The organism is Shinella sp. GW835-FHT14H05 (assembly GCF_058793575.1).
Window position 1 is genome coordinate 1 of record NZ_JBXAFY010000026.1, and the last position, 24,050, is coordinate 24,050.

The 24,050-nt window shown below is 60.0% G+C and carries 24 protein-coding genes; 9 read left to right on the top strand and 15 right to left on the bottom strand.

Translation table 11 applies throughout. The features are described from left to right. Positions 1–192: hypothetical protein (locus AC1Q6Z_RS33415; protein WP_492650505.1), on the bottom strand; the 192-nt coding region annotated here is incomplete at its 3' end. A gap of 117 nt (positions 193–309) precedes the next feature. Then, positions 310–495 carry a hypothetical protein gene (locus tag AC1Q6Z_RS33420; protein WP_492650506.1) on the bottom strand — a complete coding sequence of 62 codons (186 nt, stop codon included), beginning with the start codon at positions 493–495 and terminating at the stop codon, positions 310–312. A 100-nt stretch (positions 496–595) separates the two neighbouring features. On the opposite strand from AC1Q6Z_RS33420, the gene AC1Q6Z_RS33425 reads away from it, so the two are divergent. Beyond that, complete coding sequence (locus tag AC1Q6Z_RS33425; RefSeq protein WP_492650507.1) at positions 596–793, top strand: hypothetical protein; 198 nt, start codon at positions 596–598, stop codon at positions 791–793. A 744-nt stretch (positions 794–1,537) separates the two neighbouring features. Here the strand turns inward: AC1Q6Z_RS33425 and AC1Q6Z_RS33430 are convergent. The 5 genes from AC1Q6Z_RS33430 to AC1Q6Z_RS33450 form a co-directional block, all read right to left on the bottom strand. Next, complete coding sequence (locus AC1Q6Z_RS33430; protein ID WP_492650546.1) at positions 1,538–3,820, bottom strand: xanthine dehydrogenase family protein molybdopterin-binding subunit; 2,283 nt, start codon at positions 3,818–3,820, stop codon at positions 1,538–1,540. A 50-nt stretch (positions 3,821–3,870) separates the two neighbouring features. After that, positions 3,871–4,857: an FAD binding domain-containing protein gene (locus tag AC1Q6Z_RS33435; RefSeq protein WP_492650508.1), complete on the bottom strand. Its 987-nt coding sequence runs from the start codon at positions 4,855–4,857 to the stop codon at positions 3,871–3,873. Further along, positions 4,854–5,360 carry a (2Fe-2S)-binding protein gene (locus tag AC1Q6Z_RS33440; protein WP_492650509.1) on the bottom strand — a complete coding sequence of 169 codons (507 nt, stop codon included), beginning with the start codon at positions 5,358–5,360 and terminating at the stop codon, positions 4,854–4,856. Before AC1Q6Z_RS33440 ends, AC1Q6Z_RS33435 begins: the two co-directional genes overlap by 4 nt. A 282-nt stretch (positions 5,361–5,642) precedes the next feature. Continuing rightward, a complete protein-coding gene (locus AC1Q6Z_RS33445) occupies positions 5,643–7,919 on the bottom strand; it encodes an FdhF/YdeP family oxidoreductase (protein WP_492650510.1) in 2,277 nt (758 codons plus the stop codon). 77 nt (positions 7,920–7,996) lie between these two features. Beyond that, a complete protein-coding gene (locus AC1Q6Z_RS33450) occupies positions 7,997–9,073 on the bottom strand; it encodes a catalase family protein (protein ID WP_492650547.1) in 1,077 nt (358 codons plus the stop codon). A 334-nt stretch (positions 9,074–9,407) separates the two neighbouring features. Between AC1Q6Z_RS33450 and AC1Q6Z_RS33455 the strand changes: the two genes are divergently transcribed. After that, entirely contained in the window at positions 9,408–10,373 is a 966-nt protein-coding gene (locus AC1Q6Z_RS33455; RefSeq protein ID WP_492650511.1) for a YihY/virulence factor BrkB family protein, read from the top strand. 199 nt (positions 10,374–10,572) lie between these two features. Here AC1Q6Z_RS33455 and AC1Q6Z_RS33460 read toward each other — a convergent pair whose 3' ends face one another. Then, positions 10,573–10,701 carry a hypothetical protein gene (locus tag AC1Q6Z_RS33460; RefSeq protein ID WP_492650512.1) on the bottom strand — a complete coding sequence of 43 codons (129 nt, stop codon included), beginning with the start codon at positions 10,699–10,701 and terminating at the stop codon, positions 10,573–10,575. 148 nt (positions 10,702–10,849) lie between these two features. Here AC1Q6Z_RS33460 and AC1Q6Z_RS33465 point away from each other — a divergent pair, with 148 nt between their 5' ends. Together AC1Q6Z_RS33465 and AC1Q6Z_RS33470 are read left to right on the top strand one after the other, a co-directional pair. Then, positions 10,850–11,101 carry a hypothetical protein gene (locus AC1Q6Z_RS33465; RefSeq protein ID WP_492650513.1) on the top strand — a complete coding sequence of 84 codons (252 nt, stop codon included), beginning with the start codon at positions 10,850–10,852 and terminating at the stop codon, positions 11,099–11,101. Between the two features lie 30 nt (positions 11,102–11,131). Continuing rightward, a complete protein-coding gene (locus AC1Q6Z_RS33470; RefSeq protein ID WP_492650514.1) occupies positions 11,132–11,338 on the top strand; it encodes a hypothetical protein in 207 nt (68 codons plus the stop codon). Positions 11,339–11,361: 23 nt separating this feature from the next. Here AC1Q6Z_RS33470 and AC1Q6Z_RS33475 read toward each other — a convergent pair whose 3' ends face one another. Further along, entirely contained in the window at positions 11,362–11,862 is a 501-nt protein-coding gene (locus tag AC1Q6Z_RS33475; RefSeq protein ID WP_492650515.1) for a hypothetical protein, read from the bottom strand. Positions 11,863–12,382: 520 nt separating this feature from the next. Beyond that, entirely contained in the window at positions 12,383–12,586 is a 204-nt protein-coding gene (locus tag AC1Q6Z_RS33480) for a cold-shock protein (RefSeq protein ID WP_492650516.1), read from the bottom strand. Between the two features lie 179 nt (positions 12,587–12,765). Here AC1Q6Z_RS33480 and AC1Q6Z_RS33485 point away from each other — a divergent pair, with 179 nt between their 5' ends. The 3 genes from AC1Q6Z_RS33485 to AC1Q6Z_RS33495 are packed head-to-tail and all read left to right on the top strand — an operon-like array spanning position 12,766 to position 16,194. Further along, positions 12,766–13,134 (top strand): hypothetical protein, encoded by a 369-nt coding sequence (locus tag AC1Q6Z_RS33485; protein ID WP_492650517.1) that lies wholly within the window; start codon positions 12,766–12,768, stop codon positions 13,132–13,134. 8 nt (positions 13,135–13,142) lie between these two features. Next, positions 13,143–15,779: a DNA ligase D gene (gene ligD / locus AC1Q6Z_RS33490; protein ID WP_492650518.1), complete on the top strand. Its 2,637-nt coding sequence runs from the start codon at positions 13,143–13,145 to the stop codon at positions 15,777–15,779. A 37-nt stretch (positions 15,780–15,816) separates the two neighbouring features. Continuing rightward, on the top strand, positions 15,817–16,194 hold the full coding sequence (locus AC1Q6Z_RS33495) for a DUF4112 domain-containing protein (RefSeq protein WP_492650519.1): 378 nt from the start codon (positions 15,817–15,819) through the stop codon (positions 16,192–16,194). 6 nt (positions 16,195–16,200) lie between these two features. Here AC1Q6Z_RS33495 and ligD (AC1Q6Z_RS33500) read toward each other — a convergent pair whose 3' ends face one another. The 3 genes from ligD (AC1Q6Z_RS33500) to ku (AC1Q6Z_RS33510) are packed head-to-tail and all read right to left on the bottom strand — an operon-like array spanning position 16,201 to position 19,032. Continuing rightward, on the bottom strand, positions 16,201–17,256 hold the full coding sequence (gene ligD / locus AC1Q6Z_RS33500; RefSeq protein ID WP_492650520.1) for a non-homologous end-joining DNA ligase: 1,056 nt from the start codon (positions 17,254–17,256) through the stop codon (positions 16,201–16,203). Positions 17,257–17,305: 49 nt separating this feature from the next. Beyond that, complete coding sequence (gene ku / locus AC1Q6Z_RS33505; RefSeq protein WP_492650521.1) at positions 17,306–18,115, bottom strand: non-homologous end joining protein Ku; 810 nt, start codon at positions 18,113–18,115, stop codon at positions 17,306–17,308. Between the two features lie 11 nt (positions 18,116–18,126). After that, positions 18,127–19,032, bottom strand: a complete 906-nt coding sequence (gene ku, locus AC1Q6Z_RS33510) for a non-homologous end joining protein Ku (RefSeq protein ID WP_492650548.1) — start codon at positions 19,030–19,032, stop codon at positions 18,127–18,129. Between the two features lie 296 nt (positions 19,033–19,328). On the opposite strand from ku (AC1Q6Z_RS33510), the gene AC1Q6Z_RS33515 reads away from it, so the two are divergent. Both AC1Q6Z_RS33515 and AC1Q6Z_RS33520 read left to right on the top strand, forming a co-directional pair. After that, positions 19,329–20,210 (top strand): hypothetical protein, encoded by an 882-nt coding sequence (locus tag AC1Q6Z_RS33515; protein WP_492650522.1) that lies wholly within the window; start codon positions 19,329–19,331, stop codon positions 20,208–20,210. Positions 20,211–20,382: 172 nt separating this feature from the next. Further along, complete coding sequence (locus AC1Q6Z_RS33520) at positions 20,383–20,562, top strand: hypothetical protein (protein WP_492650549.1); 180 nt, start codon at positions 20,383–20,385, stop codon at positions 20,560–20,562. Positions 20,563–20,699: 137 nt separating this feature from the next. On the opposite strand, the gene AC1Q6Z_RS33525 is transcribed toward AC1Q6Z_RS33520, so the two are convergent. Together AC1Q6Z_RS33525 and AC1Q6Z_RS33530 are read right to left on the bottom strand one after the other, a co-directional pair. After that, the gene (locus tag AC1Q6Z_RS33525) at positions 20,700–21,140 is read right to left on the bottom strand and encodes a hypothetical protein (protein WP_492650523.1); all 441 of its coding nucleotides are present in this window, start codon (positions 21,138–21,140) and stop codon (positions 20,700–20,702) included. Between the two features lie 519 nt (positions 21,141–21,659). Continuing rightward, positions 21,660–24,026 (bottom strand): PAS domain S-box protein, encoded by a 2,367-nt coding sequence (locus AC1Q6Z_RS33530; RefSeq protein WP_492650524.1) that lies wholly within the window; start codon positions 24,024–24,026, stop codon positions 21,660–21,662. Positions 24,027–24,050: the final 24 nt, after the last annotated feature.

The following is a 24,050-nucleotide window of genomic DNA, read 5'->3' on the forward strand; positions in this document are numbered from 1 at the left end:
TTCGTCGAATAGCGACTTGAGCGCTCCCAGTTCCTCAGGCTCGAATGTGCCTTTGGTGAAAAAGCTGGAGCCCATCTGCCGTTTCCGATCGACTGACTCGGTGTGCGAAATTGTCGAGTGCGATGAAGACGAATAATCCGCCCGGACCAAGGCTTGAAGCAGGGATATAAAAAACGAGCGCCCGAGGGGCATGGGGCGCTCGTTAATTTGCTCGTGGAGTTAGGGCGCACGAATCAAAAGCAAGTCGCGGTACCGGAGCTGTTCTAGAGCGAAACGACGTTTTCGCTCTCGGCCGGAAGGCGAGCAGTGTTAGCGTTGCTTTTCCCCCGCACTCTTTCCGTCCGAACTCTTGGACCGTTCCTCGAAGCGATCCGCCCCCTTCGCAAGGTCGGAACCTTTCTCAGCCTCGGTCTGGCGCTCCTCAGCCTTGGCCGCTTTATGGAGCCCTCTTGCGCCTTCTTTACCTTTTTCTGTCGGTGCGTTCTCAATTGCCATGGTTCGTCCTCCTGTAGGTACGATGAGAACGGCCATCTGGTTCGGTAGTTCCTGCCGGCTTCAATCTTGACTCTCTGCGGCGCGATGGCACGTTGCGCGAATGAAGAGAAAAACAGAAAACCGCTATGCCACACGAGAGGACGGAACGGGACTCTGGGCCGTCTACGACATATTTACCGGGCTAACGGCTGAGGTGAACGGCACACCGCAAGACGGACTGGACAACGAGCAGGCCGACGACCTGGTTGATCTTTTGAATGCTGAGTACATCGCCCGGCGCAAGGGGACGACGAATTGAGCAGAAAGCGCAAAACTTTAATGGCTAACCTCTGGCGAAAATTGCACCTCCGCCATTTCGCCCACGAGGAAGTTGTCGTGTCTTTGCGGGCCGAGCCGCAATAACTTTCCTAATTCTGTGGCTCGCAGTCGGACCCTAGCGCAGCGCTGAAGCGGACTTCCCCTGGGCATAGAGGCCGTTTGGGAACCTTTTGCTATCTCGCCGTCATTCTCGATGCTTGCAGCCGGAAAGTCGTTGGCTATGGCCTGTCAAAACGCCTGGATAGGCCCCTGGCATTAGCAGCATTGCGTTAGGCGCTTGAGAACAGAAAGCCTCCACCCGGCTGCGTCCACCACACGAACCGCGGATACTACGCGAGTGAGACCTATCGACGAGCGCTCGATGCCGCCGGTATGCAGGGTTCCATGAGCGCGGTCGGCAACCATTATGACAATGCTCAGGCAGAGAGCTTCATGAAAACCCTGAAAGTCGAGGACGTTTACATCACCGGCTACGAGACATCCGCGGATTGCCCAGGTTCATTGAGGAGATCTAAAATGCCAAGCGGCTGCACGCGGCCCTTGGCTACATATCGCCAGCAGAATTTGAAACCCATCTCGCCCAGCAGCCGGCTTAGTTTGAAGCGCCTCGCTGGTCCAACCCGAAGGGTTCACTCCACCAAGAACTGAAATTCAGAGCCCTAGTCCATGCGGACGCTGCGACGCCGAACGTTTAACGGGGTCGGGCGGCGCGACCTTTCACCCTTTACCTAAAAAGCTTATCGAGCGTGATCGGCAGGTCACGCACGCGCTTCCCGGTCGCGTTATACACCGCATTGGCAATCGCCGCCCCGGTTCCGGTAATGCCGATTTCTCCAACGCCATGCGCTCCCATTGGCGTGTGCGGATCGGGAATATCCGTCCACATGATCTCGATCTCCGGCACGTCCAGATGCACCGGAATGTGATAGTCGGCAAGGCTCGGGTTCACGATCCGGCCGTTGCGCTCATCGAACTGCGTTTCCTCGGTCAGAGCGAGTCCGATGCCCATGATGATGCCGCCGCGGAACTGGCTCGCTGCAGTCTTTGGGTTGAGAATTTTCCCACAGTCGAACGATCCGAGGAAACGGTTCACGCGCGGTTCCCCGGTAATGGCGTTGACCCGAATCTCGCAGAACATCGCACCATAGGAATGCATCGACCAGTGCTGAAGTTCGAACGGCATGGGCGGCGTGCCGTCCGCGACGAGTTCGTGGCGGTTGGCACGGGTCAGGATGGAGGAATAGGTTTCGAAACGTTCCGGCTTGTTCCTGTGGGCGAGACCGCCGTTGATCCCGACGACCTCATCCGGTTTCAACCCTGCCAGCGGCGAGTCATTACCGGCAAGCTTTAGGAGTTCGCCGACCAGTCCGTTATAAGCCGACATGACCGCCATGCCGATGGCGGCCGTCTGTTGCGAACCGCCGGCGAGAATGACGCCGGGCAAGCTCGAGTCGCCATAGCGGACGGTGACCTTGTCCAGAGGAAGGCCGAGCCGATCCGCCGTCACTTGGGTCTGGACCGTCGAGGTTCCCATACCCATCTCATGCGCGGCAAAATCGACGGTCGCGTGACCATTGTCCGACAAGGTGATGCGCGCTGCGGCGCCCGGCATGCGGTAATAGGGGTAGGTTGCGGTCGCGCAACCCATGCCGATCAGCCATTCGCCTTCGCGGCGGCTGCCGGGCGCGGCATTGCGCATGTCCCAGCCGAAGCGCTCCGCGCCGCTGCGATAGGCCTCGACGATATTGCGTGACGAGAACGGCACGCCGCCCACCGGATCCTTGTCTGGCTCGTTGCGGGCGCGCAACTCGATCGGGTCAATGCCGAGCTTTTCCGCCAACTCGTCCATGGCGCTTTCCAGCGCGAACGTCCCGACCGCTTCACCCGGAGCCCGCATGAAGGTATTGGCCATCATGTCGAGCGTACAGACCTGCACGTCCAGCGTCATGTTATCGACCGCATAGGCGCTGCGGGTCGGCACGATGAAGGGTTCCGGCAGGGCGCTGTGCGGCGATTTCGGAGTAATCCCGCTATGGATCAGCGCCGTTAGCTTTCCGTAACGGTCGCTGCCGAGTGCCACGCGTTGCTCCGTCTCGCTTCGGCCGCCGATGATGCGGTAGACGCCTTCGCGCGACAGCGCGATCCGCACCGGCCGGCCGGACAGGCGCGCTGCCGCTGCCGCCAGGATCTGGTGCTGCCACAGGGTCTTGCCGCCGAAACCGCCGCCGACATAGGGCGAGGTGACATGGACATCAGTTTCATCGAGATCGAAGATCTGCGCCATCGACCACGCCGTATGGGCAACCGCCTGGGTGGCGTCGTGAATAATAAGCCGGTTGCCCTCCCAGACGATCGTTGCCGCGTGCGGCTCCATAGCGTTGTGATTGTGTCGGGGCGAACGATAGACGCTGTCCACCGTGAAGGCAGCATCGGCAAACGCCTTGTCGGCATTGCCGATTTCGTTGTGAAGCGGCTCGCCCATGAAGCTACCGGTCTCGGTGCCCTTGGCGACCGCTTCCGAAAGGGAGGTCGCCGCAGGCTCAGCGGCATAGGCCACCTCGATCAGCGATATGGCGTGATCGGCCTGTTCCTGGGTTTCGGCAAGGACCAGCGCCACCGGCTGGCCGTTCCAGTGGATACGCTCGTCCTGCATGACCGGAAGATCGTCGCCGCCGGCGGCCTTGTTCTGCGACAGGAATTTCGGCGGCGGGTTGAGACGCGGTGCATTGCGATGGGTCATGACCAGCACGACGCCGGGTGCCGCCTGCGCGGTGGCAATGTCGATATCGGCAATGCGACCCTTGGCGATCGTGCTGTAGGACAGTGCCGCGTAAACCATGCCTTCCAGGCGGAATTCAGCCGCAAAGCGTGCAGCACCCTTCGCCTTCAAGGGACCGTCGATGCGCGAGACAGGACGGCCGATATGACCGTGTTTCGCCGCAATCAGCGGATCGGGCACACCGCCCGGCATCCAGCTGTCAGGCGCGACCTCGACCGCTTTCTTCATCACCGTCTGCATCACGCCCTGGGCCGTTTCCTTGGCTTTTTCAAACATACTCATGCGGCGTCTCCCGAAAGATCGGCAAGAACGGCGGCAATCGTGCGCTTGGCCAGCTCCACCTTGAATCCGTTATGCGCTTGCGGCTTTGCATCGGCGAGTTCCAGCTCTGCGGCCGCGCGGAATGATACGTCGGTGGCTGGCTGACCGCGCAGGGCGGCCTCGGCCTTCATCGCCCGCCATGGCTTATGGGCGACGCCTCCCAGCGCGATGCGGACGTCGCCGACCACGCCGGCTTCGATCTTGATCGCGGCTGCGACAGAAACGAGAGCGAACGCGTAGCTCGCGCGGTCGCGAACCTTGCGATAGGTGGAGTTGACCGCCATCGGCTTCGGCGGAAGTTCGACGGCGGTGATGAGTTCGCCCGGACGCATCACGGTTTCGATGTCGGGCCGGTCGCCTGGAAGCCGGTGGAAGTCGCTGAGCGGTACGGTCCGCTTGCCCTCCGTGCCCTGGAGATACACGACCGCATCGAGCGCCGCCAGCGCCACGCACATGTCAGACGGATGGGTGGCGATGCAGGCGGACGAAGCGCCGAGGATCGCGTGATATCGATTGAAGCCTTCGAGGGCATCGCAGCCTTGGCCCGGCTCACGTTTGTTGCAGCGGGCCGCGTCATTGTCGTAGAAATAGGCACAGCGCGTGCGCTGAAGGACGTTTCCAGCGGCCGTCGCCATGTTGCGGATCTGCGGCGAGGCCCCGGCAACGATGGCCCGCGACAAGAGCGGAAACCGCGTGCGGATCAACCGGTGTTCGGCGATAGCCGTGTTACGAGCCGCGCCACCGATCATGATGCCGCCATCCGCCGTTTCCTCGATCGCGTCGGACAGGCTTGTTACATCAATCAGCAGCGCTGGGCGCTCGATGGTTTCGCGCATGAGATCAACGAGATTGGTGCCGCCGCCAAGATATTTGGCGGCGCCGTTGGCGGAAAACTGAAGGGCGGCGGCCATGTCGGTTGCGCGGGCGTAGGAGAACGGGATCATTCTGCGGCCTCCCGGAAAACATCCTCGATTGCGTCGACAATGCCGTTATGGGCGCCGCATCGACAGAGATTGCCGCTCATGCGTTCGCGCACCTCATCTCGATCGAAAGCGACCACTTCTGCTGAGAGATCGCCGGTCAACTGGCTCGGAACACCACGGTGCATCTCTTCCACCATGCCGATCGCGGAACAGATCTGGCCCGGCGTACAATAACCGCACTGAAATCCGTCATGTTCGATGAACGCTTGCTGCAAGGGATGAAGTACGCCGTTACTCGAAAGTCCCTCGATCGTGGTGATGTCGCGCTCGCCGCACTGAACGGCGAGCGTCAAGCAGGAAAGCACCCTTTGCCCGTCGACGAGAACGGTGCAGGCTCCGCAGGCACCTTGGTTGCAGCCCTTCTTGGTGCCGGACAGGTGAAGATGTTCACGCAGGAAATCCAAGAGCGATACGCGCGGGTCGTTCGGCGTCGATACGGTGTTGCCGTTCACGGTCATGGTCATTCTGGTGCCTTCCCGTCGTGTCAATTCACTGAACCTAAATCTCAGATAACTGACGTAACGCGCAGGCGCGCCATTTGTGCCGAGCGGTCATGGAAATGACGAGAACTATGCGGGCAATGACCTCAAGCACGAGGTGAGAGCAATCGAGCTTATCTACGAGCCTTATGCCGAAGGTCTTCGTCAGCTTGTCGAGACCAGGCTCGTGTGCCCCGCGGGCTGAAGGGCAACGATCCCGTTTCGGTCGAAACTACGAAGCAAGCCGGCGTTGAGAGATGGATGATCTCACACCTCGATCCGGACAGGAATTGCCTTTGACGCCGGCGTCTTCGACAGTTCGTCGTGATGGTCTATCGCGTTGAGGACGTTGGCTTCCGGATAATAGGCGCCGATCGTGCCGCTTGGCAGATTATGCGCTGTCACCTTGAGCCCTCCCAGCTCGCGGCGGACGCCGTCACCGAAATCGCTGACGAGTTTGACGATCTGGCCTTCGACGAGACCGGCCGCGTCGATATCCGATTCGCTCATCAGCACGACATCGCGGGTGCCCTCTATACCTCGGAAACGATCGGAATACCCGTAGATCGTCGTGTTGAACTGGTCATTGGAACGCATGGTCAAAAGGCGGAAACGACCATCGGCATCGCCAAACGACAGGGCATTCAACTGCCTCGGTGCGGTAAACACTGCCTTTTTCTCTTCAGTATTCCAGACCCGCTCATGCGCATCGTTGCCGCGATAGAAACCGCCCGGCTGGAACAGGCGTGCGTTGTAGTCTTTGAAATCCTTCGGGTATGTAAATTCGATCAGGTCCCGCACAAGGCTGTAGTCGCCCGTCCATGCGTCCCATTTGAGCTTGGGGTGCGGATCGAGGGCTACCTTCGCGATCCCGGTGACGATTGCGAGTTCGCTCTTCAGATGTTTCGACGCGGGCGTTCGCTTTCCGGTCGAGCCCGAGATATGCGAAAAGCTGTCCTCGGTGGAAACCGACTGGTTGCCACCTGTCTGAACGTCCATTTCGAAGCGTGACAGGCAGGGCAGGATGTAGGCCTGTTTGGCCGGAAACAAATGCGTCCGGTTGAGCTTGGTCGACACGACGACGGTGAGATCCTGTCTTGCCCACACGTCTTGCATCGCGTTCTGGTCCGGCACGGCGCGAACCAGATTACCGCCGAGCGAGATGAACGCCTTGATCTTGCCGGCCATCAATCCCTTGACGGCATCGACAATGGCCGTGCCGTCCTTAGTAGGCGGATCGAAGTCGAAAAGCTGTTTGAGCTTATCCATCGGGATGAGCTTGGTTTTTTCGGCGATCCCGACCGTGCGCTGCCCCTGCACATTGGAATGGCCGCGCACCGGACAGCAGCCGGCGCCCTCGCGGCCGATATTGCCACGCAGAAGCAGGAGATTAACGACCATGGCGACGTTGAGCGCGCCTTGGTAATGCTGGGTCAGACCCATGCCATAGACGCCGATCACACGTTCGGCAGCAATATAGATTTCGCCGGCGCGGCGGATGGCGGCCTCGATCAGCCCGCTTTCGCGTTCGATTTCCGCCCAGCCTGTTTGTCTGACGAGGGCAATGAACGCGTCAAAGCCGGTGGTATGTTCGTTGATGAACGCAATATCGAGCACACGCTGCGAACCTTTCGCGACCGCTCGATCGTCGGCCTCGACGACGACTTTGCAGAGGCCAAGCATCGCGGCAATATCGCCGCCCGCCCGGACCTGAAGATATTCGTCGGAAATCTGCGTCTCATGACCGGTCAGCATATCGACCGGGCTTTGCGGATTGACGAAGGAGACGAGGCCCTGCTCGACCACCGGATTGAAGGTGACGATGCGCGCACCGCGATTTTTCGCTTCTTGCAAAGGATGCAGGAAGCGCGGGCTATTCGATCCCGGATTTTGCCCAAAGAAGAAGAATGCGTCAGCTTTTTCCAGATCCTCCCAGATGACGGTTCCGACTGGCGAGCCGATCACCTTGTTGAGGCCAACGGAGGTGGTCTCATGGCACATGTTGGAGCTTTGTGGCAGGTTGTTATTGCCATAGGCGCGGGCAAGCAGCGCATAAAGGTAGGAGGCCTCCAGCCCGGCATGGCCGGACGAATAAAAGACGACGCTTTCCTTCGGCAGGCTTTTCAACGTATCGCCGATCTTTTCGAATGCCTCATCCCAGGTCACTTCGACATAACGATCCGTCCCGGCGTCATAGCGCAAAGGGTGTGTCAGCCGCCCTGTCTGCTCCAGATCGTAGTCTTTCCAGTCGCGAAGCTCGGTGACAGTGTGGTCGTTCCAGAAATCCGGGCCGCAACGGGCACTGGTCAGATCTGCCATTGTCGCCTTGGCGCCGTTTTCGCAGAATTCGAACGGATGATAGTTGACGGGCTTCGGCCAGGCGCAAGATACGCACATCACGCCGCCCGGTTTGTTTTGGTGCGTCAATGCCTCCAAAACGGCTACGGGGGGTCGGGTATCACCATGGATGCGGGCGATCGATTTGACCGAGCCCCAGCCACCTGAAGGACCTTCGGATTCTGGATTGGCGATGATGTCGGCCATTGGGCGCCCCGCAATAGTATCAGTCGATCGAAAACCGGCGCCGAGTTCCGCTTAGGCGCCGGTTCATTGGCCTGCGTTTATTGGCGCGGCTCGTGGAAGGGACAGCCGTTAAAATTCGCCCGGAAGTCCGCCGAGTGCCGATAGGTGTCCTTGCGCGCACGATTGATGCTGCCGAGCGGCTGATGATCCGCAAGGCCGGTCCAGACGCTGAAACGCATCTCCTCGTCGACCTTCTGGACCTTGGCATCGCTCCAGCTGTCCTGCGGCGCGGCACTGACTTTGGCGACGGTGACGAAAGGCGCCTCGTCCTCTTTCCATTCCACGGTCGGGTCCTCGATCGGCTGTGCTTCGATGTCACGACAGAGCTGCACCTGGAATTCCCATTCGCCGACGGTCGTCTGCATCTCGGCCTGCACGGTTTCGCGGATAGCATCATGGCGCACGCTGGCGTCGATCTCGGTACCCGTACGCTTTGTCAGACCCGGCGAGATCGGCTTCAAGCGGAACTTCGCAACGTAGTCGCCATAGCGAAACGGCGTGACGCTGAAATAGGTCTCGCCAAGCGGATCAACATTTGGCGCGCCGCCCAGTCCCTGCACGGTAGGGCTTGCGATACCGACGGCTTCGAGCCCTTTGTTGACCGTCTGCAACACGCTCGACAGGACGGTTTTCGTCCCCTCCATCCTGTCTGTCGTGCGCGCAAGCAGCTTCAGGCTGGACAGAAACTTTTCCGGATTGGGCGCCTGGAAGATCGGCCCGTTCACCATCACGAAATCCTGGGTGCCGCCTTCAGCGTCCGGCAGCCGCACGCCCTCCACATCGACGACCTTCATCGCGAGACCGCGAGGCAAGGCGATCGCATCCGGCAGGATGTCGCCGGCATTGGTGGAAAGCCGCATATAGACGGCATGTTCACCGGGTGTTGCAAACATCCCCTGGGCGAGTTCGGTGGCCAATCCATCCAGCACGGTAAGCTTGCCTTCGATGATGCCGTGGGCCTTGGCATGAACCGACCGAACGGCATGCCCGTAATCCTCGGCGGTTTTCTCCAGAATGATATCGAACTGCTCGTTCAGCCCCGCGACGGTTTCATGCTCGTCTGGCTTGATGGTCTCAAGCTCGGGTGAAAATCTGACGGGTAAGGATTGTGTCATAGGAGCCTCCATGCGACGGATCTGAAAACGGCCGGCCATCGCGGGGAGTAAGGTGCGGAACACCAAAAGGTTTCCCAGAAAAATAGGCTGCGTAAAAAGAAAAATCCAATCGCGCTTCGACGAGACGCGCGATCCTTACCGCCCGTCCGAAATCGAGCAGGAACGCGTCCGCTCTAAGCGATAGTACCCCAGTCGGCGGCACGGGCGCCACGGCCCTTGCCGACGGCGCATCACATTCCCTCGATTTGTCGCCGCCGACGAGTTCAAACGCCCGAAACTCCGTTGGCTTCCGTGCGTTACTGGACTGTTAGAATGACGGACGGCAGGGGCAGGCATGAAAGCAGATTCTGGATCGACCGATCCGAAAGGGCGCAACGCGGACGCACCTGGCGAAATCCCCGCGCTGGGACTTCGCGATGTGGCATGGCGGCTGTACGGCAGCCTCGCCTCCGACCGAATCCTGTTGATCTCAGCCGGCGTGACTTTCTATCTGCTTCTGTCGATCTTCCCCGCCATCAGCGTGTTCGTATCGCTCTACGGGCTGGTCGCCGATCCCGCATCGGTCATAGACCGCTTGTCCTTCTTCGGGTCGGCTATGCCGGAAGAGGCATTCGAACTGATCCTTGGGCAATTGCGGAGCCTGACCTCCGAGCCGCCGGCGAGCCTTTCCCTGACATTGCTCGGCAGTCTCGCGATTGCACTTTGGTCCGCCAACGCTGGGATGAAGGCGCTCTTCGAGGCGATGAACGTCGCCTATGGTGAGAACGAGAAACGCGGCTTGATCCGGCTGAACCTCACCTCCGTTTTCTTCACATTCGCCAGTCTTGCTCTCGTCGTGTTGATCATCACACTTGCTGGCGTCGTTCCGGCAATCCTGAACTACCTCTGGCTTGGTCGATGGACAGAACTGATCGTCCGCTTGGCGCGTTGGCCGCTGCTACTGGGGCTGATTGGCGCCGCGATCACGGCGCTCTACCGATTTGGACCAAGCCGGGAACCCGCAAAGCTGCGTTGGCTGAGTTGGGGCGCAGTCTTCTCGACTTTCGCCTGGCTTGCAGCCGCCCTCGCCATCACTTTCTATCTGGGGCACATCGCCGACTACGACACAACCTACGGTGCGCTAGGCGCCTCGATCGGCTTCATGGTCTGGGCCTGGGTATCCGTCATCATCGTTATCCTCGGCGCTGAACTCAACGCCGAACTTGAACACCAAACGGCACGCGACAGCACCACCGGTCCGCCGCAGGAGATGGGTCGCCGCGGGGCGTACATGGCCGACACGATCGGCGAGGATGCCTGATCATTTATGAAAGATCAGACCTATCCCGATAGACGACAGTTCCGCGTCCGCCCGATCGATCCGCGCGCCGTCGCGCCAATGGTACTCTTCTTCGCCTCGGACGAAGCGCGCATGGCATCTGCCGGCACCTATTGGATAACCGGCGGGGACAGCGCCAACATCCAGAGCTGTCGAGCGCGTAAGTGCAGTTTTTGGAACTCTAGAACGGCGAGGCCGTCAGCAGCACCGCGACCGGCACGCTGATCACCGATGCGGTCAGCGCTATCATCGATACCGACTTGATCAATTGCGCCCGCCGCGCACGGCCCACATCCCATTCATACGCCATACTCGTGTCCTCCGGGCGAGCAATGAAGCATTCGCGCCGTCAGGAGTCCAGCCCGCTCTTGCGGCTCCACAGGAGGGGAAAATCGCCATAATCAGGTCCGGCGTTGCCGGCGACGAAACCTACTGGCAGAAGCGGCGTTGTCTGGTCTATGGCAACTCATTCCAAGGTGACGATGGTGAACCAAAGCACGACAACGACAGACGGTGAGCTGCACAGCATCATCGATGAGAAGTTGACCGCTTTCATGCGCGAGATGCAGGAGGCTGGCTGGGGCGCCGAGGACGTCGCCTTCGCGATTGACGTCGTCTTGAGGGAAAGGTCGATCGATCGGGCCCTGGCGCATCGAGCCGCCCGCGAAGAGCTCCCGAAAGACTTTGTCTCCGATGGAAATGAAGGCTGACCGATCTCGGCGCATTCGAAAGGAATGATCATGGCAACAAGGTTTCAGGTTATCGCGCTGAGCTCGGTGGACCCCTTCGGAGAGGACCGGCGTGACGAGCCGACACTGCTCTATCCGGACGCGCTGAAAACCGCGCATTCATTGAAGGCTCAGGGAAAGGCGTTTCGCGTCTTTGCAGATGGGGTTTCGACCGACGACCAGTGGCGCGCATTCCGAGAACTCGGCGGCGTAGAATAGCCGACGTTCCATCGCTCTAGGTATCAGCCATGCCCGTACCAGGTATATGTTCCATCGTCCTGGAAGGGCGTTCGCGCATGTCTGCGCTGGAACCGGGTCTCCGCGATCGACGACGCCTTGTCCAGGAGATCGCGCAGCCGACGGGTGTCTTCGTCGACCTGGCTAAGAACCTCCTCGAGCAGGTTCGCTGCCGTTGTGTGTGTTGGATCGACATTCGCCGCACAGGCCGGCGCCACGGAGATGCGCATTCCGACGCGATCCTGAAACTGGGCGAGCGTATGACCGGCAGACGATAGCGCCCCGCGCACGTCGCCGCGGGGCTCCGTGGCGATCACCAGCCTGAAAGCGTTGATGAGCGAAGATTTACTTGCCGGCAGGCAACGCGCGTCGAGAATGTCGTTTTTCGGCCGCTCCAGCCGCAGGAAGGTCAGAAAGGTTTCGACGAGGTCGTGCGCCTTGGCGAGGATTTCGGTGTCCGACCATTCGGTCTGGGGATCGGATGGGTCTCCATATGCTCTGGCCACGCAGTGTTCTCCGGTTTCGAACAGGTAATGTCGCTGAAGAGCAAAAGGTTTCGAGCAGAATTTCGATGCAGATCCGGTCGATCTGGATCGGGCATCCGACTTGTTTGGCTCAAAATGGGCGTTAGCTCTCTCGGAGGGACAAACGCGGCGGCAGTAGGCGCAGCGCATTTGGGGTGACAGGTGAAAGGCATCGCGGACCTCGTCGTCGAGGTCACCCGGGTGGCACAAGACGTGCACACCCTTTCCGAGGGCGAGAAGCTCCGCCTGCTCGGCCGCGCCTATGTCACGATACGGGAAGGCTGGCGGGTTCTGGGGGAATCTGTGTGTCTTGGGGTATCCGCCGAGTCCATGGACCTCAGTCAGGCGGTCGGAATTCCGTGCACCTCTACGAGGACGAGATGAAAGGCTATCCTGCTCGAAGCGGCCAAGGTCATTCGGGAGATTGAAGCTGCGATCGCAGCAAAAGGCGGCATAGAGCCACCAGCGGCGTCAACGACGAAAGATCGGCGACGTCCGCCTGTTAGATCGCGCGGACGTTTTCCGCTTTGGACTTGCCGGTCTTGCGGTCCTGGCCAATGTCGTAGCTGACCTTCGTCCCGTCGCGAAGCGGGCCACCTGACAGCACGGCCGAAACGTGGACGAAGACATCGGTTCCGCCGTTGTCCGGCGTGATGAAGCCAAAGCCCTTGTCCTGGTCGAAAAACTTGACCGTGCCGGTTGCCATGTAAGCCTCGTAGACTGAACGGCGGGAGCGCCGCGCCGACCATATTCGTCGCCGATCTTGATCGCAACCACGCTGCTGATGCGCGCGCGGAACAACCATCGCGCAGGTGTGTTTTCATGTCGGCGCCGGCAAACCATTCTCGGGTGCCGTAAGCATCGACGTGGCGGGAGACAAACGCAATGACCGATATACGAGCGAAGGACTTCGGCAGCCCGGCCCAACTGCGCGAACATCTCGCCGAGCTGGAGGAGGAGAGCCCTGCTGAGGATCCGGACTTTGGGAACGAACATCCAGCAGCCCAGCAGCAGATTGAGGCCCTTCGGCGGAAAGTTGCCGATCTGCGCGCTCGGCTAACCTCAATCCGAAAGCAGACCGACGGGATGGGTGCGCGGCCTTCGCGAGGCGACGTACACCCATGGCTCAGGGTTCTGGCCACGGCCGCCACGACCTATCTCCTCGGCAGGCTCGTGCAGCGTCTCCGTCTTGGCGGGCCCGGCGCGGCCGCCGTGCCGATGATCGCCTCGCAGATTGACGGCAGGATCTGGTGAGGCGGGTCATGGCCGACAAGCTCTCGACCTACAAGAAGAAGCGGGATTTCAAGCAGACGCAGGAGCCAAGTGGCTCGACGGCCGTCAAATCCTCGAGCCGCCTGCGTTTTATTATCCAGAAGCACGACGCCACACGGCTGCATTACGATCTGCGCCTTGAACTGGACGGCGTATTCAAATCCTGGGCTGTGACAAAGGGCCCATCGCTCGATCCGCATGACAAGCGGCTGGCCGTCGAAGTCGAGGATCATCCGCTCGACTATGGCGACTTTGAAGGCACCATCCCGAAAGGCCAATATGGGGGTGGTACGGTCATGCTGTGGGATCGTGGCTACTGGGAGCAAGAGGGCAACAAGACCCCCGAAGAAGCTTTGAAGAAGGGTGACTTCAAGTTCGTGCTCCATGGCAAGCGCCTGAATGGCAGCTTCGTTCTCGTGCGGATGCGCAACGATCGCGACGGTGGAAAGCGGACCAACTGGCTGCTGATCAAGCATCACGACGATCACGCCGTCGATGAGAACGGCGCGGCCATCCTGACCGACAACATGACCTCGGTCGCATCCGGCCGGAGGATGGAGCAGATCGCCGGCGGCAAAGGTCCGAAGCCGAGGCCATTTATGATGGCGAGCGGGGACGTCGAGGCCGATGCTGTTTGGGATAGCAAGCACGGCCTCGCGGCCGATGAGCGCAAAAAGAAGGCCCGCAAGGATGTAGCAATATCCACAGCCGCAGACCTGCCCGACTTCATCGCGCCGCAACTCTGCCAGACACTCCAACGCCCTCCGGCCGGCGACAACTGGCTGCATGAGATCAAGTTCGACGGGTACAGGATACAGATGCGGGTCGCCGACGGTGAGGTGACGCTGAAAACCCGCAAGGGCCTGGACTGGACCGCGAAGTATCCTGAGATCGCGCAAGCAGCCGCGGCGCTTCCCGATTGTATTATAGACGGGGAGATTTGCGCGCTCGACGACAACGGCGCCCCGGACTTTGCCGCATTGCAGGCAGCGCTGTCGGAGGGCAACACCCGCAATCTCGTCTATTTCGCGTTCGACCTTCTGTTCGATGGCGGGGAAGACCTTCGCGAAAAGCACCTGGTCGACCGGAAAGCTCGGCTGCAGGAGCTGCTTGTGGACGCGCCCAAGGATCCGCATCTGCGTTTTGTCGAGCATTTCGACACCGGCGGCGATGCGGTCCTCCGCTCGGCTTGCAAGCTCTCGCTTGAGGGGATTGTCTCGAAACAGGCGGATGCGCCCTATCGATCCGGGCGCACCGACACCTGGGCGAAATCGAAATGCCGGGCGGGGCATGAAGTCGTCATCGGCGCCTACGCCAAGACGAACGGAAAGTTCCGCTCCCTCCTCGTCGGCGTCAATCGTGGCGACCACTTCGTTTACGTCGGCCGGGTCGGCACGGGCTATGGCGCGAAGAAGGTCGAAACGCTTCTGCCCAAACTGCAGGCCCTCGAAACTTCAAAATCGCCCTTCACCGGTATCGGGGCGCCGAAAAGAGAGAAGGAAGTCTTCTGGCTTAAGCCCGAGCTGGTCGCAGAGATCGAATTCGCCGGCTGGACAGCCGACGGTCTGGTTCGCCAGGCCGCCTTCAAAGGCCTTCGGGAAGACAAGCCGGCAGCAGAGGTCGAAGCCGAGAAGCCGGCCCCGCCAGCAAAGACGGAGACGCCCGAGCCTGCGCCGGAATCCAATGCAAGACCCGCGCGCCGCAAGGGCGCCAAAGCGGAGGTCATGGGCGTTTTCATCTCCAATCCGGACAAACCGCTTTGGCCGGACGCGGGTGACAATAAACCGGTTACCAAGGAGGATCTGGCCCGGTATCATGAGGCCGTGGGTTCATGGCTCATCGAGCATGTGAAGGGCAGACCGTGTTCGATCATCCGCGCGCCGGATGGGATCGGCGGTGAACAATTCTTCCAGCGCCACGCCATGCCGGGTACCTCGAACCTTCTGGAACTGGTCAAGGTCTTCGGCGACAAGAAGCCATACCTGCAAGTTGACCGGATCGAAGGCCTCATCGCCATCGCGCAGATCGGCGGCATCGAGCTGCATCCGTGGAACTGCGAACCGGGAAAACCCGAAGTGCCTGGCCGGCTGGTGTTCGACCTCGACCCCGGCCCTGACGTGCCGTTCGCGTCGGTGGTGGCGGCCGCGCGCGAGATGCGCGACAGGCTGGACGACCTCGGCCTCATCAGCTTCTGCAAGACGACCGGCGGCAAGGGGCTGCACGTCGTCACGCCGCTCGCGATCAATACACGCAAGCCGCTCTCGTGGGCGGAGGCCAAGGGCTTCGCCCACGACGTTTGCGAGGAAATGGCGCGCAACAATCCCGACGCCTACCTCATCAAGATGACCAAGAGCCTGCGGGGAGGACGGATCTTTCTGGACTATCTGCGCAATGATCGCATGGCGACGGCGGTGGCTCCCCTGTCGCCACGGGCTCGGCCCGGCGCGACCGTGTCGATGCCGCTGACCTGGACGCAAGTCAAATCCGATCTCGATCCGAACCGGTTCACCGTGCGGACCGTACCGGCGCTGCTGGCAAAGACGAGCGCCTGGGCAGACTATTGCGACGGAGAGCGCTCGCTGGAACAGGCGATCAAGCGGCTCGCCAAGCACAAGGCTGCGGCATAACCTTTGAACGGCAGAGCGTCGGGACCAAATAGGAAGCATGAAAAACCACACTCTCCCCGTGGAAAACCTAGCGCGTCTGCGGCGTATCCGCGGACTAGTGCGACTGATGGATACTGCGCTACGCATTCCCGGAACGCGGATTTCGCTGGGTGCGGACTCGGTCCTCGGCCTTGTCCCTGGCGTCGGTGATTTTGCGGCGGCGGCCGTCAGTCTCGTCATCGTCAACGAGGCTCGCCGTCTCGGCGTGCCGAATGACAAGCTCGTTAAGATGCTGGTCAATGTCGGCTTCGATACGGTCGCGGGAAGCGTGCCGGTTCTGGGCGACGTCTTCGACGTCTATTTCAAATCCAACCGCCGCAATCTGCAGCTGGTGTTGGATCATTTCGGTCTCAACCACGCAGATCTCGATCGATAAGGACGATCACTTGCCGGCCAAAGTATCCATATCGAACACCGCGGCATTGTCCTGGACTTCGCGCAGGCCTTTGTAGGAGGCGTGACGCAGGTTGCCGTCGTCGGTCCAGCCGCGGAATTCGATCTCGGCGACCAGGGTGGGCAGGGCGAAGACGTAGTTCTTACCTTTGAGCGGCACGACTGGTTTCTTCGTCTTCAGCTTGTCCAGCGTCTTGCGCAGGTATTCGGCATCCGCCGTCTTGAACCCGGTCCCGACCGACCCGACCGAGACCCAACCGTCTCCCTTGCGGGCAGCAAGAAGCAGGCTACCGATCCCGCCACGCGCCGCAGAGGATTGCTCGTAGCCGACGATCATGAAGCTCTCACTCTGGACGCATTTGATCTTGACCCAATCGCCGGTGCGGCCGGGACGATACGGCCGGTCGCGGTGCTTGGCGATAATGCCTTCAAGGTCCATCGAGCAGGCATTCGCGAGCAGTTCGGCGCCGTCGCCGCAAGCCTCCTCCGAAAGCTGTACCGCGCCGACTGCGCCCTCGAGGAAATCCGAAAGCAGATGCCGTCGAACCAAAAGCTCCGTCTTCGTCAGATCGTGGCCATCGAAGTAGAGGAGATCAAAAGCGAAAAAGACGGCCTCCGTTGAGGCACGCTTGCCGCCGCGACCGCCGAGCGAGCGCTGCAGCGCCCCGAAATCCGCGTAGCCCTCCTTGTTGAGAACCACTGCCTCACCGTCGAGGATGGCGGTCCCGAAGCCCAGCTTTTTGGCCGCTTGTGCAATCTTGGGAAACCTATGTGTCCAGTCATGGCCGCCGCGGGTGATGATTCGCACCGCGTTGGGCTCGATGTGGATGGCCAGGCGATACCCGTCCCATTTGATCTCGTAGAGCCATTCCGGCCCCTCCGGCGGTGTTGGACCAAGAAGGGCGAGACAGGGCTCGACGCGATGGGGCATCGGATCGAAAGGAAGGCTTGGCTGCTCAGCATCGCGTTTGCGAACCGGGCGAGACTGCAGTGTCTCGCCGGACTCATCGTACAACGGTATGGCAGACCGGCGCTTTTGTTTCATCGGTATCCATCACATGCGAGAGTTCGAACATAGGTGACGTTTTTGAAGATCATGCACGCTTGCCTTTTCCACCGGCGGCCAGGCTCTTGCGCAACGCGTCCATGATGTCGATGACATTGCTTTCGGTGGCCGCGCCGTCATCCTTGGCCTTGCCCTTCTTCGAGGGTTTCAGCGCCTTCTTCTTTTTCGCGATAATGCCCAGCAGAGCTTCCTGCACAGGGTCAGAAACCATATCTGCCGACCATTCCTTGGTGTGCTGATTGATGAATTTCTGAACGAGGGAAATGAGGTCGGGGTCCGATTTGTTGTCGATGTCCTCGAAGTAGGACTCTTCCGGCCGGACCTCGTCGCCGAAGCGCAGCGTCCAGAGCACAATACCCTCGCCGCGCGGTTCGAGCACGACCGCCCGTTCGCGTCGACCGATGACCAGGCGCGACACCCCAAACACCTCGTCGGACGCCATGGCGTCGCGGATAACCGCGAAGGCCTCATGGCCGACCGGATCGTCCGGCACGAGATAATGCGGTTTTTCGAGATAGATCCACTCGATGCTGTCACGCGGGACGAACTTGTCGATATCTATGGTCTTCACCGTATCGAGCGCGACGGCGTCCAGTTCCTCGTCGGTGAGCAGGACATAGTCGTTCTCGCCGCGGGCATAACCCTTGACCTCGTCCTCATCCTTCACCGGCTTGCGCGTGACGGTATCGACATATTGCGAGACGACACGATTTCCAGTCTCCCTGTTCAAGGTGTGGAAGCGGACCTTGTCGCTCTCCGAGGTCGCCGGTGACATGGAGACCGGGCAGGTGACGAGGGAGAGCTTCAGATAGCCTTTCCAATAGGGACGCGGCGCCATGATCGTTCTCCTCAACCGGCTCTACGCTGTGCTGCCGTCGAGCGGCGCGCCTTCGATGCCGTCGCACGCGCCGCGGGCTTGCGCCCGGCGCCCTTGTTGGCATTGGCAGCAGCGGGCTTCGGCTTGTCATTGCTGGCCTTCAGCATCTTGGCACTTTCGCGTAGCGCAGCCAGCAGATCGTCCGGTTTGGAGACCTTGACCTCCTTGCGCTTCGGCAGGGCCTTGCCTTCGATTTTTGCCTTCACCAGTTCAGCGACCGCCGTCTCGTAGCGATCGTCGAACGCGGCGGGATCGAAAGTTCCTTTCTTGGTGGCGATAATGTGCTTGGCGAGATCCAGCATCTCGCCCTTGATCCGCAGCTTCGGCACCTCCTCAAACGCCTTCTCCGAAGAGCGGACCTCGTAGTCATATTGCATCGTCGTGGCGATCAGGCCCTTGCCATGCGTTCGGATCAACACGGTGCGCATGCGGCGAAACAGGACGGTACGTGCGACTGCGGCGACCTTCGACTTTTCCATGGCGTCCCGCAGCGCGGTGAAGGCGTCCGACGAAACCCGATCAGTAGGCACGAGATAATACGGTTTGTCGAAATAGACGTCGTCGACATCGGAGCAGGCGATGAATGCCTCGATGGTCAGCGTCTTGTTGCTGTCGGGAATGGTCGCCGTCACCTCCTCCGGATCGATCATGATGTACTGGCCGTTCTCGATCTCGAAGCCCTTTGTCTGATCCTCGCGCTCGACCTCCTTGCCGGTGTCGCTGTCGACAAAAACGCGGTTGACGCGATTGCCGGTTTTTTTATTGATCGTATGGAAGGAAATCCGCTCGGAGGTGCTTGCGGCCGTGTAAAGGCCGACGCCACAGCTCACCTCGCCAAACTTGATGAAACCCTTCCACTGAGCACGATGACCGGCCATCTTGAACACTCCCGACTCGACGCAACCAAAACGAGTCAAGCGAATCAGGAAGGAATTTGTTCCGAGTCGAAAAGAATCGGAAATCAATAACTTAGGTGCTCCTCGCCTTCTTTTTTGCGAGTCGCGAATACGCCATTGATTCGCTGCATCTTTTACGGTGCGAGTGCGTTCTTCCGGGACAGCAACCTGGCGGGATGCAAGACGGCGGAGACTGAAGTTGGCCCGGCAACGCGAGCGCGGTGATCGGCGCACAAAACGCTGAGGTCTCGGTCGCCTCGGCCGCGAGCGATGATGTTATGATGGAAGATGTTGAGATTGCCGATGGAGCCGAAGATGGCGGCGAGCGTGCCTCTGTCTCCTTCCCGTTCGACCGCATGACAGTGCAGCGGTTTCGCGAGACCTTTCCGCGCGCCCGCTGGAGCGACCGGCGAAAGGCGTGGATCGTTCCCGGCAAGACGGCGCGCCGACGCATCGATCGCTGGATGGCCAAGGAAGAATCCCGTGCCGATCCCTACGCAGAGGCGAAGGGCAGGGATGCTTTCGCTTTCGAGCCGATCCTCAGCCCCTATCTCGGCGTCGATAAAAGCGGGCTCCGCATCACGACGCCCTATTCCCGCAAACTTGTCGAGGAAATCCGGCAGGTGCCCTTCGCCCGCTGGGACGGCCACCACAAGGTCTGGCGGGTGCCTTTCTCCTCCTATGACGATCTTGTCGACCACTGGCAGGCCATCGAGATGGAAGCACAGCGGTGTGAGCCCAACGAAAGGCGCAAACGCGCTGCGGCGCGCAAGGGGACCGAAGAGGAAAGAACGACCCGTCGGCAAGCGGCCGAGCGCAAGCGTCGTCGCATCCCGCTCCCCGCCCATGACCTGCCTCCGTCGGACCGGCCGATCGCGACGACACCGTACGGGATTATCGTCGTGGCTGACATCACCGGCGAACTGGTCGAGCACGACGAGATCGCTGACCTCTATCCCGGCATCGCCGACGATCATGTCTGGGGATCATGGCGAATGCCGTCGCTGGATGAGTTGGTGCAGACCTGGCCCTCGCGAACCGAACCCGGCGACGACGAGCGCCAGCGCGGCTGGTGGCTGCCGACCCTCGAAGAGTTGCGCGTGGCAAGGCGAGCCGTGAGGGCGCGCGAGCGCCGGGCGATGCAGCAGGCGCCGGCCTGACCTCCATCCGCGGGCGGTTCGATCTCGATCATAAGAGGTGCGTGATCGCTGGTGTGGTCCCAGCTTCGCGGGCTAGTACGATGTTCGGATGCCAAGCCTCGCGGTGACGGGCTCGGTAAGGCTCTCACTCTTAGCTGGATTGGAACAACGGGCAGGCAATGGATCCGCAGAAATGGTCGATCATGGGCGAGGCGCAGACAGACGACGAAGCAGTAATCGTTTGTGGGGTAGTTATGGCAACGACCGCATGTGGGGTCAGTGCGGCAATGATAAGCTTTATGGTGGCGCGGGAAAAGATTCGTTGGTTGGTGGCAGACTAGTTAGCCCAGCGACATCGGGCGGAGTAGTGTGATGGCCGACCCGACGAAAGTGGTCATTTTATCTGCACCAGGGCCGCGCTAGCTCACATGTCTGCAGTCGTATTAGCGGAAACACCCCGCCAGCTTACCTCGCGGGGTGTTTTGACGTTTCCGGAACGGTGGGCGCGCGTTACTTCACATAGACGATCTTGCCGCCGGTTGCAGAGGTCTTAACGTCGATCACGTTCTGGATCTGGACGTTTTTCGCGGTGAGTGCATCGACGAGTGCCTGATCAGTCGACAGCTCATCCTGAACCTTTTTCATCGTGACGGGATCGTTAACTTTCAGCTTCAACGTCTCGGCTTCGCTGCTCGCGCTCTTGTCGGCCTCGAGCGTCGAAAGCTGCACAACTTCAACATTACTCATCGTTGCAACATTATCTCCTGCAACCGAACCCGATTCAGTGGTTTGGCCGGTCGGATCAGATCCGTCGGTGGTGACGGTCTTGCCATTTTCAATCACCGTATCACGCCCCGTGTCGCCCCCGGAGTTGTCCTGCGAATAGGCAAGGCCGCCAAGGGGGACGACGGCAAAAAGGGATGCAAGTGCGATAGAGACAGACTTATTCATTTTCATTCTCCCTAGGTTGAGCTGTCTATTAACCTCGGAATTGACCACAGGTTCCGCTGATGGACCCATATTTCAAGTCGGTAGATGAAATACATTCCAATCCTATTGGTCTGTCGAACCTTCTGATTGATAGATTACTTCTGCGGCCGCGCCCTACGATCATCACGATTGGGGATCACATAACGGATTTCGGCTAGGTTCCTCTCGTGACGTTTGCGAAAATTTAGGGATTTGTACAAGTAAAGGCCAACAAGCATCTGCCACCAGTTTTCGGCAGGCGCGCTGGCGGAGGGTCTATCCATTCAACTGGGTGCAAAGGATCTCAACATCGAGGCGGCTGGACGCGCTTTCACGATACATTAGATCCTACGGTCCGGTGACCAAGAAGGCCCGTGCTACAGGCGATAAAGCGTTCAAGCAGAAGGCCGGCAATCGCCGGCCTTTCATTCGTAGTCGATTTGCCGTCGGTGCACCGCGACGACCCAATCTACTCACGAACGTAGCGAAAGCGCGAACGGTCTACGGACCGGTGCTGAGCATCTCGTTTACCTTTCTTGCGAGCAAGTCGATTGCAAATGGCTTGGTGATCATCTCCATGCCTGGTGCGAGGAAATCAGCGCGCGATGCCGCGGTTGCTGCGTAACCGGTGATAAAGAGAATTTTGAGCGAGGGGCGGGTCGCGATCGCAATCTCTGCCAGTTGTCTGCCGTTTAGGCCGGGTAGTCCGACGTCAGAGACCAGGAGGTCAAGGCGTCCCTTGCCCTCGATAACGGGCATCGCCTCTACGCCGTCGATAGCTTCGATTACGCGATATCCAAGTTCCTTCAGGAGATCGACGACGAGCATGCGAACCGAATCGTCATCCTCAACGACCAGCACGGTTTGCCCTTCTCCGCGCGGAGGGGCGGCCCCTTGTTTAATCAGGCCCTCATCCGATATTCTCTCATCGAGGCTTTGCGGCAGGTAGAGCTTGATTGTCGTTCCCAAACCGACACGGCTGTAGATATGGACATGTCCACCTGATTGCTGGGCGAAACCGTAAATCATCGAGAGGCCGAGGCCGGTTCCCTGGCCAATTGGCTTCGTGGTGAAAAACGGGTCGAACGCCTTCTCGATTGTCGCTTGCGACATGCCTATGCCGGTGTCGCTGACGGCGAGCACGACATAGCTCCCCGGCTTCAACGTTTCTCCTTGAGCCAGATCGGATGCTGAAAGGACGACGTTACTTGTCTCGACGGTAAGTTTGCCGCCTTCCGGCATCGCGTCACGCGCGTTGATAACAAGGTTGAGAACGGCACTTTCCAGCTGATTATGATCTGTGACGGCCTCCCAGGTATCGGGCGCAAGATTGATAAGCAGTTCCACCTGCTCGCCCAAGGTGCGACGGAAAAGATCCTCCATCGATGTCACCAGCCCATTCACATCAACCGGTTGGCGGTCAAGTGGTTGCCGGCGGGAGAAGGCCAGCAGACGATGGGTCAGGGCTGCCGCACGTTCGGCTGAGGACGTCGCCGCATTGATGAATTTGTCCAATTCGTCCAGACGGTTTGCTGCAATGCGCCTCTTAATGAGCGACAAGGCTCCGATCACGCCGGTGAGCATATTGTTGAAGTCGTGCGCGATGCCACCTGTAAGCTGCCCCACCGCTTCCATCTTCTGCGCCTGGCGCAACTGCGCTTCGGTTTGCTCGAGAATAGTCTTTTGTTCCTTCTCCAACGTGACGTCGCGACCGTAGGCAAATATCCGATCGTCCTCCCGCGACGTTCTCCAGGAGATGGTGCGCGGCGCACCGTCGATACTGGATACACGGATTTCGAGATCATTGTAGACATTCTCGGCCGCTTTGCGCATCTCTGCGCGGACGAGATCAACGTCCTCCGGCCACACAAATTCGACAATCGGCCGGCCGATGACGTCGTCCGGATCGTGGCCAAGTATCTCTGCCCACGCCGGGCTGACGTCCCGAAATACGCCGGCGGTGTCGAGCACCACAAGGAGGTCACGCGAATTGTTCCAGACGCGATTTCGCTCTCGCATGCTCTCTTGCGCAAGCTTGGCGAGGGCGTCGTTGGCCGCGTGCAGGCTTTCCTGGGTCCGCTTGGCATCGGTGACATCAAAGATTACCCCAACATAACGTCGACCGCTGCTCTTGATGTCATCAACATATTCACCGCGGCGTGCCAGCCAGCGCTCGGCGCCGTCGTCGGCGCGTGTGACGCGAAACTCGATATGCCGATCATTCTGGAGGGCATTCGGATCGCTGAGGTCGATCACCCGCTCGTCGTCCGGGTGAATGAGATCATTCAACGTGCCGATGGGGAGGACGCGCGTCGGGTGCAGGCCGAATAGTCGGCAGAACTGCTCCGAAACGCTGATCGTGCCATATCCGACGACATGCTCGAAGGTACCTATCCCCCCGGCAGATTGGGCGATCCGAAGCTGCTCACTGACACGCTTCTGCTCGGTGATGTCGACCAACATGCCGGAAAACGTTAGAGGATCATCATTTGCATCAAGGATAGTCTGACCGCTGGCATGAACCCATCGGTATCCACCGTCATTTCGGCGAAGTCTGTATTCCTTGGACAAGACCTCTGATCCCGCCAGCATGCCGGCAACGGCGAGCTTTACCCGCTTGAGATCGTCTGGATGGATCGAGGTGAAAAACCGGTCGGGAGAGGTTCCGTCTGCTAGCGTGAGGGGGTCTTGCTGCGTCATCGCCGCAAATCGTGCATCTGCAACGAAGCGCTTGCGCGGGATATCCCATTCCCATCCGCAAGTCTCACCGGCCGCGTCCAGGGTCAATTGCAAACGGCGGCGCGCACGTTCGAGTTCGGCTTCGATTTGAACCAATGCGTCCGTTGCCTCGCTCATATCCTCAGTCATGACCAACGCCGATACGCATCCGCG

What these genes read in the sequence shown, in the direction of transcription:
- AC1Q6Z_RS33420 (WP_492650506.1), bottom strand. Translation starts at nt 495, where the DNA reads ATGGCAATTGAGAACGCACCGACAGAAAAAGGTAAAGAAGGCGCAAGA.
- AC1Q6Z_RS33425 (WP_492650507.1), top strand. Translation starts at nt 596, where the DNA reads ATGAAGAGAAAAACAGAAAACCGCTATGCCACACGAGAGGACGGAACG.
- AC1Q6Z_RS33430 (WP_492650546.1), bottom strand. Translation starts at nt 3,820, where the DNA reads ATGAAGAAAGCGGTCGAGGTCGCGCCTGACAGCTGGATGCCGGGCGGT.
- AC1Q6Z_RS33435 (WP_492650508.1), bottom strand. Translation starts at nt 4,857, where the DNA reads ATGATCCCGTTCTCCTACGCCCGCGCAACCGACATGGCCGCCGCCCTT.
- AC1Q6Z_RS33440 (WP_492650509.1), bottom strand. Translation starts at nt 5,360, where the DNA reads ATGACCATGACCGTGAACGGCAACACCGTATCGACGCCGAACGACCCG.
- AC1Q6Z_RS33445 (WP_492650510.1), bottom strand. Translation starts at nt 7,919, where the DNA reads ATGGCCGACATCATCGCCAATCCAGAATCCGAAGGTCCTTCAGGTGGC.
- AC1Q6Z_RS33450 (WP_492650547.1), bottom strand. Translation starts at nt 9,073, where the DNA reads ATGACACAATCCTTACCCGTCAGATTTTCACCCGAGCTTGAGACCATC.
- AC1Q6Z_RS33455 (WP_492650511.1), top strand. Translation starts at nt 9,408, where the DNA reads ATGAAAGCAGATTCTGGATCGACCGATCCGAAAGGGCGCAACGCGGAC.
- AC1Q6Z_RS33460 (WP_492650512.1), bottom strand. Translation starts at nt 10,701, where the DNA reads ATGGCGTATGAATGGGATGTGGGCCGTGCGCGGCGGGCGCAATTGATC.
- AC1Q6Z_RS33465 (WP_492650513.1), top strand. Translation starts at nt 10,850, where the DNA reads ATGGCAACTCATTCCAAGGTGACGATGGTGAACCAAAGCACGACAACG.
- AC1Q6Z_RS33470 (WP_492650514.1), top strand. Translation starts at nt 11,132, where the DNA reads ATGGCAACAAGGTTTCAGGTTATCGCGCTGAGCTCGGTGGACCCCTTC.
- AC1Q6Z_RS33480 (WP_492650516.1), bottom strand. Translation starts at nt 12,586, where the DNA reads ATGGCAACCGGCACGGTCAAGTTTTTCGACCAGGACAAGGGCTTTGGC.
- AC1Q6Z_RS33485 (WP_492650517.1), top strand. Translation starts at nt 12,766, where the DNA reads ATGACCGATATACGAGCGAAGGACTTCGGCAGCCCGGCCCAACTGCGC.
- ligD (WP_492650518.1), top strand. Translation starts at nt 13,143, where the DNA reads ATGGCCGACAAGCTCTCGACCTACAAGAAGAAGCGGGATTTCAAGCAG.
- AC1Q6Z_RS33495 (WP_492650519.1), top strand. Translation starts at nt 15,817, where the DNA reads ATGAAAAACCACACTCTCCCCGTGGAAAACCTAGCGCGTCTGCGGCGT.
- ligD (WP_492650520.1), bottom strand. Translation starts at nt 17,256, where the DNA reads ATGAAACAAAAGCGCCGGTCTGCCATACCGTTGTACGATGAGTCCGGC.
- ku (WP_492650521.1), bottom strand. Translation starts at nt 18,115, where the DNA reads ATGGCGCCGCGTCCCTATTGGAAAGGCTATCTGAAGCTCTCCCTCGTC.
- ku (WP_492650548.1), bottom strand. Translation starts at nt 19,032, where the DNA reads ATGGCCGGTCATCGTGCTCAGTGGAAGGGTTTCATCAAGTTTGGCGAG.
- AC1Q6Z_RS33515 (WP_492650522.1), top strand. Translation starts at nt 19,329, where the DNA reads ATGATGGAAGATGTTGAGATTGCCGATGGAGCCGAAGATGGCGGCGAG.
- AC1Q6Z_RS33520 (WP_492650549.1), top strand. Translation starts at nt 20,383, where the DNA reads ATGGTCGATCATGGGCGAGGCGCAGACAGACGACGAAGCAGTAATCGT.
- AC1Q6Z_RS33525 (WP_492650523.1), bottom strand. Translation starts at nt 21,140, where the DNA reads ATGAATAAGTCTGTCTCTATCGCACTTGCATCCCTTTTTGCCGTCGTC.
- AC1Q6Z_RS33530 (WP_492650524.1), bottom strand. Translation starts at nt 24,026, where the DNA reads ATGACTGAGGATATGAGCGAGGCAACGGACGCATTGGTTCAAATCGAA.